Source organism: Halococcus sp. IIIV-5B, from assembly GCF_003602035.1.
Taxonomy (GTDB): domain Archaea; phylum Halobacteriota; class Halobacteria; order Halobacteriales; family Halococcaceae; genus Halococcus; species Halococcus salsus.
On the sequence record NZ_QZWE01000051.1, the window covers coordinates 1 to 10,173 of the forward strand.

10 protein-coding genes are annotated in these 10,173 nt (G+C 67.0%); 5 read left to right on the plus strand and 5 right to left on the minus strand.

Features of this window, described 5'->3' with window-relative positions:
* Positions 1-550: 550 nt before the first annotated feature.
* Together D3261_RS18885 and D3261_RS20770 are read right to left on the minus strand one after the other, a co-directional pair.
* The gene (locus D3261_RS18885) at positions 551-1,312 is read right to left on the minus strand and encodes a DapH/DapD/GlmU-related protein (protein ID WP_120075081.1); all 762 of its coding nucleotides are present in this window, start codon (positions 1,310-1,312) and stop codon (positions 551-553) included.
* A gap of 21 nt (positions 1,313-1,333) precedes the next feature.
* On the minus strand, positions 1,334-1,636 hold the full coding sequence (locus D3261_RS20770) for a hypothetical protein (RefSeq protein WP_233554041.1): 303 nt from the start codon (positions 1,634-1,636) through the stop codon (positions 1,334-1,336).
* 178 nt (positions 1,637-1,814) lie between these two features.
* On the opposite strand from D3261_RS20770, the gene D3261_RS18895 reads away from it, so the two are divergent.
* Both D3261_RS18895 and D3261_RS18900 read left to right on the plus strand, forming a co-directional pair.
* Entirely contained in the window at positions 1,815-2,138 is a 324-nt protein-coding gene (locus D3261_RS18895) for a DUF5785 family protein (RefSeq protein ID WP_120075083.1), read from the plus strand.
* Positions 2,139-2,186: 48 nt separating this feature from the next.
* Positions 2,187-3,623 carry a hypothetical protein gene (locus tag D3261_RS18900; protein ID WP_120075085.1) on the plus strand — a complete coding sequence of 479 codons (1,437 nt, stop codon included), beginning with the start codon at positions 2,187-2,189 and terminating at the stop codon, positions 3,621-3,623.
* Positions 3,624-3,985: 362 nt separating this feature from the next.
* Here the strand turns inward: D3261_RS18900 and D3261_RS18905 are convergent, their stop codons facing one another.
* Genes D3261_RS18905 through D3261_RS18915 form a run of 3 tightly spaced genes read right to left on the minus strand, consistent with a single transcriptional unit; the run spans position 3,986 to position 6,575 of the window.
* Complete coding sequence (locus D3261_RS18905) at positions 3,986-5,011, minus strand: lysylphosphatidylglycerol synthase transmembrane domain-containing protein (RefSeq protein WP_120075087.1); 1,026 nt, start codon at positions 5,009-5,011, stop codon at positions 3,986-3,988.
* Positions 5,008-5,655, minus strand: a complete 648-nt coding sequence (locus D3261_RS18910) for a PHP domain-containing protein (RefSeq protein ID WP_120075089.1) — start codon at positions 5,653-5,655, stop codon at positions 5,008-5,010. The genes D3261_RS18905 and D3261_RS18910 overlap by 4 nt, the downstream gene beginning before the upstream one ends.
* Entirely contained in the window at positions 5,655-6,575 is a 921-nt protein-coding gene (locus D3261_RS18915; protein WP_120075091.1) for a UbiA prenyltransferase family protein, read from the minus strand. The genes D3261_RS18910 and D3261_RS18915 overlap by 1 nt, the downstream gene beginning before the upstream one ends.
* Before the next feature lie 168 nt (positions 6,576-6,743).
* Between D3261_RS18915 and D3261_RS18920 the strand changes: the two genes are divergently transcribed.
* The 3 genes from D3261_RS18920 to D3261_RS18930 are packed head-to-tail and all read left to right on the plus strand — an operon-like array spanning position 6,744 to position 9,936.
* The gene (locus tag D3261_RS18920; protein ID WP_120075093.1) at positions 6,744-7,838 is read left to right on the plus strand and encodes an NAD(P)-dependent oxidoreductase; all 1,095 of its coding nucleotides are present in this window, start codon (positions 6,744-6,746) and stop codon (positions 7,836-7,838) included.
* A gap of 22 nt (positions 7,839-7,860) precedes the next feature.
* Positions 7,861-9,117, plus strand: coding sequence for a hypothetical protein (locus tag D3261_RS18925; protein ID WP_120075095.1), 1,257 nt, complete (start codon positions 7,861-7,863; stop codon positions 9,115-9,117).
* A gap of 54 nt (positions 9,118-9,171) precedes the next feature.
* Positions 9,172-9,936 carry a GTP cyclohydrolase III gene (locus tag D3261_RS18930; protein ID WP_120075096.1) on the plus strand — a complete coding sequence of 255 codons (765 nt, stop codon included), beginning with the start codon at positions 9,172-9,174 and terminating at the stop codon, positions 9,934-9,936.
* The last annotated feature ends 237 nt before the right edge of the window (positions 9,937-10,173 follow it).

Genomic DNA, 10,173 nt, shown 5'->3' on the forward strand with positions numbered 1-10,173 from the left:
GGCCGAGGCGATGCTGTCGGGGGCGGTGGGGTCGGGCTCGCGGCGTGTTCGGCATTGGCGTGGATGCTGGGGGTCATGGTGGTCGGAGAACGGGACAGTCCACGCGCTGCGCCCATCGAGAGGAACCCGAAAAGTGGTTCACGCACGACTGGCGCGGCGCGCGAGCCGAGTGCCGAACAGCGTACTGCATCGGCGAGCGCGACCGAACACGGTCGGTGCCGGGACTTCCACCGTCGGCGAGCCGGTCGAACCCGTCGGCGAGATGGCTGCGTTACCGAAGGATAACGTTCGACCTGGAGCCCTTGTTCACTTCGGGTCGGACTGGTGGCTCGCGCACGAAAGTTCCACCGGTCGAACTCCACGTTCAATCGTCGGCCGAGACGAGCCGCTTGTCGACCGTGGAGCTGTCCTCGACATCAAGGGCAACCAGAACGAGCGCGGCGGTGACGACGACGAGCACGGCACACAGGAGGCACTTGGCGATGCAAATGAGCGGTCACCTCCTCGGCTTGCCCTGGCTTTTGGCTAGATACCGTCGTCTTTACTGATATCAATCATGCACGTCGGAGCGGTCGTTACGCTCCCAACGAACGTCGTCCCGAACGACTTTCGCAGGGGTACCAGCAACGAGCGTTCTCGGCGGTACGTCATCGAGGACGGCACTGTTGCTTGCGACTACCGCACCGTCACCGATGGTCACCCCGGCTGAGACGGTCGTATGGTGTCCGATCCAGACACCGTCACCGATCTCGACTGCGCCGGTCTTCGGTCGCTTTTCGCCATCGACCCAGAAGTCCTGCATACCGTTGTTATCGAGAATCTCGACTGCCCAACCGATCCCACAGCCGTCGCCGATCGTGATCGATTCCCGGCAGTAAACTCGTGCCTGGCCACTCAGGTGCGTTTGACCGATCGAGAACTCCCCCTGGATGTTCAACAGTGACCCAGGACCGATACGCGCGACGCTGTCGGTCGTCACACGGATCGTCCCGTCGGCAGTGACGAACAATCGGGAGCCACCGAGTGAGCGATGGACGATCCGAGGAGCCGACGGTCCAAGCAGGAACAGTGCCGGGATATCGATCGTTGCATCACGAGCGATCGAGACACTCGTTCGGTTGTCGAAGACGAATGCGACCGGGCGGCCCGTATGCCGCAGCGAATAGTAGACGCTTTTGGCTCCACCGCGGATGCCGATCTCCCGGGCGGAGCGTAGCAATCGACCGTGGTCCGCCGTCCGTAGCCGCTCAAGTGAGAGGTCGCCTATCAGATCACTTCGACCGCCCCACTTCTCCAGCGTACCGAGATCCATGAGCGGGCTTCTCGATGTGACTTAATAAATCATATGAATGGATAATGTATCTCTAAGCGGACGTGGTGAGCTCAACACGGTTGTTCTCGGCAAGAACGTCGCCTCCTCTATCGAGTCGCCTCCTGATGTAGGCGTCCAAGTACGAGGGACGAGCCCTTTGAGCAGAAAGCCAGCGGGCATCGGACGGTGGGTGCCGAACCGGTCGAGCGTCGACCCCGCGGACGCGTTCAGCACCATCCGGGTGGAATGGTTGGCCGAGAGGATCACGCCTATGACGAGGCTGAGCACGACCGCGCTTGTATCGTACGTCGTTTCGCTACTCATCGACTCTCCACCGGGTCGCGGTCGTCGGGCGGAACGCTGCTGGTGAACGAACGTCTCACGTCGATGGTACCCGCCAGACTCTACAGAGTGGGTTCGACCGGTCCGCACCCTGGCGCGCTACCCCGACGATGCGCCGACGGACGGCAATCCTTTTGCGGCGAGCGCGGTAGGATCGGGTATGGCAGATTGGCCGCACGACCCCGACGGCGAGGAGGGCAGCGAGGGAATGCGCAAGTACGGGCAGGCGATCGTCGCGAAGAAGGTCGACGAGGGGGAGGACTTCCCGCTCGACGTGGCCGCGTTCGTCGACGAACACGGCGACGAGCCGATCCGGCTCAACTACGAGCGGGTCGTGAGCCTCGAAGAAGTCTTCGACGGTGTCGAGGACGACGAGATCGGGGACATCCAGACGATGCACCAGCGCGTCGGCGAGTCCATGCGGGCGAACGGGCTCTGGGAGTACGACCCCGAGGCGGAGGGCCCCGAATCGGGGTCGGCCTGAGCCGGCGCGGACGGAAGCACCTAAGCGTCGTGGACTGAACGGACGAGTATGGCCGCCGGGACCGACGCCGCACGCCGATCGGACGGACTGCTCTCGGTGCGTGCGGTGCTCGGGCTCGGCTGGGTGACGCTCACCTCGGTCGTCTTCTGTAACCTGGTCATCAAGCTGTTCGACCGCCAACTTCTCGACGCACAGAACGTGCCGATCCCGCGGTACTGGCCGATCAGCAAGTTCGCGCTTCGGGTGACGCGCCTCCCGCTGCCCGACGCGGCGGTCTTCGCCGCACTCGCGCTCGTCGTCTTCGCCGTCGCCGTGGTCGTGCTCCTCCGAACCGACCACCGCACCCTCCTCCCGATAGTCGTCGCCGGCGGGGCGCTGCTCGTGCTCACCACCCTGACCCACGGCGTCGGCCCGGGGATCCTCAGACCGCTCTCGGCCCCCGGCAACTACGAGCGCGCGGCGATCGACATCCTCGATCCTGGGGGCTACTACCTCGCCGCGATCGACGTCGCGGACCCGGTCCGCTTCCTCGAAACCTTCGAAGCCCAGCAGCTCTCGCTGCCCCTCCACGCCCAGACGCACCCCCCGGGCGCAGTGCTCACCTTCTACGTCCTCGATACGATACTCCCCTCGGCGCTCTGGGTCTCGCTCGTCGTCGGTCTCGGCTCGCTCGCGCTCACCGCCCTCCTGCTCTCACGGCTCCTCCGGACCTACTACCCCGCGTCGGTCGCGAACTACACCACCTTCCTGTTCGTCCTGCTCCCCGCGGTCCAGATCTACACCCTCACCAGCCTCGATGCGATGATCACGGTCGTGATGCTCGCGGCGGTCTACTGCTTCACGCGCGACTCACCCGTCGTCGCCGCCCTCGGCACGCTCGTCTGCGTGTTCGTCGCCTCCACCCAGACCTTCACGTTCGTGTTCATCCTGCCCGTGCTCGGTGTGCTCGCGCTCGCCCGCCGCGAGAAGTGGCTCCCGTTCGCCGTGGTCCTCGTCGGTCTCGTGGCCGCCTACGCCCTCCTCGCGGTTGGCTTCGGCTTCGATTACCTCCACTCGTTCTCGCTGGCGTCCGACCAGCAGAACACCGAGGGGTTCCTGCTGTTCGTCTCGCCGCTCCGCTACCTCTACAGCCGAATCGAGAACGTCGCCGAGATCGCGCTCTTCTTCACCCCCTTCCTCTGCGTGCTCGCGATCCGCGGGGTGCGCGTCCTCCGGCGGAGCGCCCGCGCCGGCGGTCGGGTGGACCGCGAGCCCCTGCTCCTGTTCGGCGGCGCGGTGCTCTCGCTCGGTGGCCTCTTCCTCGGGAGCGTCTACCACACCGGCGAGACCGCCCGCGGCGCGCTGTTCGTCTACCCGTTCCTGCTCGTCCCCGTCGCCGCCGCGGTCCGGGCCGCCGACCCCACGACCCGCCGGCGGGCGATCCTCGCGGCCGCCGTATTCGGCCAGGCGCTCTTCATGCAGCTGATCGGCGACTACTGGTGGTAACCCACCTTTTGCTGCGCTCAGTCGCTCCCGTTGGTCGCTCCTTCGCTGGCAAAATGTGGATCAAAAGCGCGTCGGGTTCCCTCCGGTCACCCTCGCGCCCGCTCGCTCACTGCGTTCGCTCGCGGTGCAACAACTCGCATCTCCGCTCCCGCCACCGCTCCGCATCAGCCACACGCCTCCCCAGCCGACTGCGCTCCTCAGTCGTTCGCTCCGCTCACTCCCTCCGGTGCTCATCCCTCGCACAATGTTCGCGGTCGGCGCTCGTCTTCACTCGCGCACGACCGCGAGCGCGCGCCAACCGCTCCGACCGTACGAAATGCTTCGACCACATGAAAATCAGGTGTCCGCTTCCGGGGGTCCGGTCACGCCTCGGGGTTCGGTTCCCCACCCAGGAGCTTGTGAACGGTGAAGACGGCGAAGCCGAGGACGGCGGCGTACCAGAGCGTCCCAACCCGGACCACCAGGGTCGCGGCGACGGCGATCGGCTCCGCGACCGAGAACGTGAGCAGGAGTCCGGTCATGCTGGCTTCGGCCGCACCGAGCCCGCCCGGGAGGAGGCTCACCGCGCCGATCACCGACCCGAGCGCGAAGACGAACACCGCGGCGAGGATCGAGACCTCGACCCCGAATCCGTCGAGGGTGATCCAGAGCGCGATCCCTTCGAGCGCCCACGCGACGACGCTGAGGACCGTCGCCAGCGCCAGCGGCCGGAAGCGAAACAGGACGTAGGTGCTCTCGTAGAACGTCTCGAACTCGTCGGCGTACTCGCCGACGACGGGCAGGCCTTCGGCCCACGAGAGGAGCCGCAGACAACCCGCACGCCACTGGAGCAACCCCAGTCCGGCGAGGAAGGCCAGCACGACCGCCGCGAGGATCGCGGGCGAACGACCGTAGGCCACCACGCCGACCGACGCGAGCACCGCGAGCGAGACCACGTCGGTGATCCGCTCGGCCCCGACGACGGGGGTCGTCTTGCTCGCCGGGACGTCCTCCATGTCGCGCAGGAGCCACGCCTTCCAGACCTCGCCCGCCTTCCCCGGCGTGACGACCATCATCAGCCCGCTAAAGAACACCGTGAGGCTCGTCGTCCGGGGTACGTCGATGTCGAGTTCGTCGAGGTAGAGCTCCCACTTCACAAACCGGACGAGATAGCCGACCGTCGTGAGCGCGATCACAACCGCGAACGCCCGCATATCGAACTGTGCGAGCGCGTTCGCGACTTGGTTGGCGTCGCCGAAGGCGAACAGCGCCGCGAACACCACGACCGTGAGCACCGCCGTCACCCAGATCCCGTGCTCGCTCACCACCCGCCGAACGCGGCCGGTGAGCCCGTCCGGCTCGCCCGTCGGGTCCCCACCCGGCCGACCCTCGTCGGGGAGGCCGCTCACGGCGTCGCGCCCCCGACCAACCGTCGCGCCTGCTGGACCTTCGTGAGAACGTGGCCCGAGGCGTACCGGCCGCGCCCACGCGGCGTGGTCGAGCCCTCGCGGATCGCGTCCACGAGCGACCCCTCGACCGCCGTGTACGCCCGCCCGACCTCCCGCGGGAAGTGGCCGTCGCTCCCGCCCGTCATCGCCAGCCCGTGGTGGCTCGCGTACGCGCGTGCCTGCCGGTTGAACGATTCCCGAACACACCGCGAGTTCTCGACCTCGACCCCGTCGACGGCCGCCGCGAGGTCGTCGAGGTCGCGGTCGTAGTACTGCCGGAGCGAATCGAACGGGTGCGAGAGCACCGCGAGCCCGCCCTGGTCGTGGATCCGGTCCACGACGGTCAGCGGGTCCGTCTGCGGTGGCGCTTCGGCGACGTCGATCCCCAAGAGGTGCCCCTGTGTCGTGGTGACTTCGACGCCCGAGATCACGTCCAGCCCCTCGGGAGCCGCCGCACGAACCCGGTCGACGTTCGCGAGGGTGTCGTGGTCGGTCACTACGATGCCGTCGAGACCCGCGTCCGCCGCGGCCGCGGCCACTTCCTCGGGTGGCGTCGCCGAACACGGCGAGGCGTCGGTGTGAACCTGGAGGTCGTAGCGCTCCATCAGACCACCCCGGCCCCGATCAGCCAGGCCCGGGGGCGGCCGTAGAGCACTATCACCGCGATCAGCCCCCAGAGCGCGAGGTTGAGGATGAACTGGCGGTCGATCAGGAGTACCTCCGGCGAGACGCCGGAGTCGGTGGTGTGAACCAGGTGGTGATACCGGAAAACCCCGAAGAAGGCGAACGGGAGCGTGAGCATCATCGCGAGCTTCGCGCCGGTGAAGGTGTAGATGGAGTAGGAGATCAGGAGGGTGGAGGTCACGATCCCGAGGAGCTGGTCGAGGGTCTCGGGGGTGTACTCCTCGAGGGTCGCCCGGGTCTCGCCGGGCAGGTCGCTGGCCTCGAACTCGTTGCGGCGCTTGCCGATCGCGAGCAGGAGGGCGGCGAGGAACGTACAGACCACGAGCCAGGGGCTGAGCGCCACGCCGATGGCGACCACGCCCGCCACCGCCCGGAGCACGAACCCGATCGCGATCAGCATCACGTCGACCAGCACGACGTCCTTGAGGTAGAGCGAGTAGAGCACGTTCTGTGCGATGTACGTCAGGACGACGACGAGGAACAGCCGTCCGAGGGCGTACGACAACACGAACCCGCCGACCAGCAGCGCGACCGCGAACGCGCCCGCGGTCGCGACGCTCACCTGGCCGGAGGCGATCGGTCGGTTTCGCTTCGTGGGGTGTTTGCGGTCGGCCTCGACGTCGCTGATGTCGTTGAAGATGTAGGTCGCACCGGCGATCGCACAGAAGGCCAGCACACCGAGGATGACCTGGCTCCACGCCGCGGGGTTGAACAGCTCCCGCGAGAAGACGATCCCGATGAGGAGGACCGACTGTTTGTACCACTGCCACGGGCGGATCTCGTAGGCGAGACCGACGGCCGTGTCGACGATGCTGCTCCGCTGTGTCTGCGCCTCGCCCATTGCACCCTTCTGCGGGACCGGCTCCCATAAAACGGCCGATCGGTGCGGACCGTTCCGCTTCGTTCCCGGCCTCCGGGACACGTTTCAGCACGTTTTATCCCCGAACGCCGGCGTCGAAACGCGACCGTATCGGTAGATAGTTCAAACCCCATCGTGAATCACGGGGCAATGCAGGCTCAACAGCAAGCGGACGAACGGCTCACCGAGCCCGGAACGCTGCTCGTCACCGGCGGCACCGGATTCCTCGGGCTTCACACCTGCGAATACTTCAAGGAACGCGGCTGGGACGTCGTGGCGCTCGACCTCAAACCCTTCAAACCCGAGGACGAGATCGAGGGCGTCGACTTCATCGAGGGCGACGTCCGCGACGAGGAGTCCATCGCCGCCGCGCTCGAGGAGTCGGGCGCGGACTCGGTCGTCCACACCGCCGCGGCGCTCCCGCTCTGGGACGACGAGCGCATCCGCGACACCACTATCAACGGTACTCGCAACGTCCTCTGGGCCGCCAAGGACGCGGGCGTCGACCGCGTGGTCTACATCTCCTCGACCGCGGTCTACGGCACCCACGACCACCACCCGATAACCGAAGAATCCCCGCTCGACGGCGTTGGCCCCTACGGCGAGGCCAAGATCGAGGCCGAGCAGATCTGTCGCGACTTCCGTCGACAGGGCATGTGCGTTCCGATCCTCCGACCGAAGACGTTCATCGGCCCGAAGCGCCTCGGCGTCTTTCAAGTGTTGTTCGACTGGATCGAGTCCGGTGCGAACGTCCCGATGGTCGGCTGGGGCAACAACAAGTACCAGTTGATGCACGTCTACGACCTCGTGCGCGCGATGGAGTTCATGTTCGCGAAGAACGAGGACGAGGTCAACACCACGTTCAACGTGGGTGCCGAGGAGTTCGGCACGATGAAGGAGGACTTCCAGGCCCCGATCGACTACGCGGGCACCGGCAAGCGTACCGTGGGCACCCCGACCCCGCTCACGGTGTTCGCGCTCCGCACGCTCGACAAGCTCAACCTCTCGCCGCTCTACCCCTGGGTCTACGAGACCGCCCACGAGGACTCCTACGTCTCCGTCGAGAAGCTGAAATCGCTCGGCTGGGAACCCCGCTACTCCAACAAGGAGGCGCTCGTCGAGACCTACGAGTGGTACCTCGACAACTACGACGACCCCGAGACCGACGGTACGGGGTTGGACCACCGGGTCGCCTGGGACCAGGGCGCGCTCACACTGGTGAAGGGCGTCTTCAAACGCATCTAACGCCGCTCGTGGCGCGTCACCGATGAGCTCCAACCCGATCGCCGACGCGTGGCGCGACCACGAACTCCCCGCCGCCATCCTCACGAGCACGCTGCTCGTCGGGCTCGTGGTGGCCGGCGCGTCGCTGTTCGTCGATCCGCTTCTCGTCGTGCGAGCCGGCGACGCGCCGAAGTACTTCCAGATCGCACGCGCTCCGTTCGACGCGGCGGACGTACCCTCCGCACCGTTCCGCTATCGCGTGGTGACGCCGGTCCTCGCGTGGCTGCTCCCGACCTCCCGACTCGTCGGGTTCGCGGTCGTCAACGTCTCCGCGCTGGCCGCGAGCGGGGTCGTCGTCTACTCCTACCTCCGTGACCTCGGGTTCGGGGTTCGACGGGCGGGCTTCGGCCTCGCGCTGTTCGTGGTCTCGCCCGCGGTCGCCTACCTCTCGACCAACCTCGTGCTGGTCGACGGCGTGACGATGCTCATGCTGGCCTGCGTGTTCTGGGCGGCCTATCGGGATCGACTGGTGGTCTTCGCGCTCCTCCTCGCGCTCGGCGTCGCCACCAAGGAGAGCGTGCTGTTCGCCCTCCCGATCTACGGGCTCTACTGCCTCCAACGACGGGGGATTCGTGGTGTGGTCCGCCCCATCGCCGCGGCGATACCCGCCGGAGCGATGTACCTCGGCTTGCGGGTGTTCTACGGCTTCTCGGGCGACACCCTGGGCGCGATCGTCGCCCGCGGGGTCGGCGCGCAGCTCGACAAGTTCGCGATGAGCGTCTTCTACATCCCCTACGAGGTCTACAGCGCCTTCGGCACGCTCTGGGTGCTCGCGGCGCTGTGGGGGCTCCTCACGGTGCCGGAAGTCGTTCGCTCGCGCTCGGTCGACCGCCGGACCGCCTTCCTCGCCGCCGGCATCGCCGTCGTGCCGCTCGCCTTCCTCCAGCCCCTCATCGCGCGCAACATCACCCGGGTGCTGTTCATCGCCTTCCCGGTCGTGATCCCGACCGCGCTGCTCGCCATCGACCACCTCTCACGCCGGCTGCGGCTCGCGTTCTGTGGCTTCGCGGCGCTGGCGGGCGTCGCGGGCGTCGGGGGCGCGCTCGTGGTGCTTCCCTCGCTCGCCGGCAGCGTCGAGTCGGTGTCGCTCCCCGCCATCCAGTACCTCGCGCTCGTCGGTGCGGCGAACGAACTCGTCGTGATCCTCGCGGTGGTGTTCGCCGGTGGATCGGACGATGCTGGGGTCGGAAAGCCGTCCGCCCCGCCGTCGGGAATCGAGTCCCGTTCGGGAAGCGACTGAGCCGGGTCTCGATATCCAAAGACGCATACTGGCGGCTTTCGTACCCCGACCACCGTGACGAACACGCAGGTAACGCTCATCCAGATCGACAACTACGGGCCCTGGACCGTCACCCCCGAACCGCGTCGCGAAGTCGACCTCCAGACGCTCCAATCGCGCCTCTACGCCGACCTCTCGCAGCTGTTCGGCAACCGCGACGGCTACGTCTTCTTCTCGCGGTTCGACAACATGATCGCGGTCACCAACGGCATCGGGATGGACGCCCACGCGCTGGTCCAAGAGTCGGTGGCGAACCGGTATCCCGTGACGCTGAGCCTGAGCGTCGCGACGGGCGACACCCCCGCCGCGGCGCTCGACACGGCGAGCACCCAGTTACAGGACGCGGGCAGCGCCCAAGCGAAGGATCGACGGGAGATCCTCCGTGGTGAACCGCTGGCCGAGGACCGTCGGACGACCGAGGACCTCCAGGTCGCGCACTTCGACGTCAACGACGCGACCGAGAAGTACACCGACCGGATCGGGGCCTTCGACACCTTCATCCACATCGAGCAGGGCTACGCCGAACTCATGCGCTACCTCCGCGAGGCCCACGACTCGCTCGCCTTCTTCGTCGGCGGCGACAACATCATCGCGGTCTGTTCGAGCCTCGACGAGGCGGCCTACCGCGACGCGATCGCCCACGTCCGCGAGGTGGTCGACGTCGACCTCAAGGTCGGGGTGGGCCGGGCGCGGACCGCCCAGCCGGCCGGGATGGCCGCGAAACACGCCCTCGAAGTCTGTCGCCACGACGGTCTCGACGTGGTCTTCGGCGAACCGTAGGACCCAACGGCCACGATCCCGGTTGAAACCGGCAGTGGGCGGCCGAAACGATGGGGAAGACTTATCACCTCGTCAACGAAGTGTTTCGGTATCATGTCACGTGATCGCAAACGGCGTGAATTTCTCGCGGCTCTCGGCGTGGCCGGTATCGCTGGCGTCGCCGGGTGTGCGAGCGACGACGGTGGGAGTGGAGGCAACGGGACCAGCGGTGGAGGTGGCGGAAGCGGCGGCGAAGGG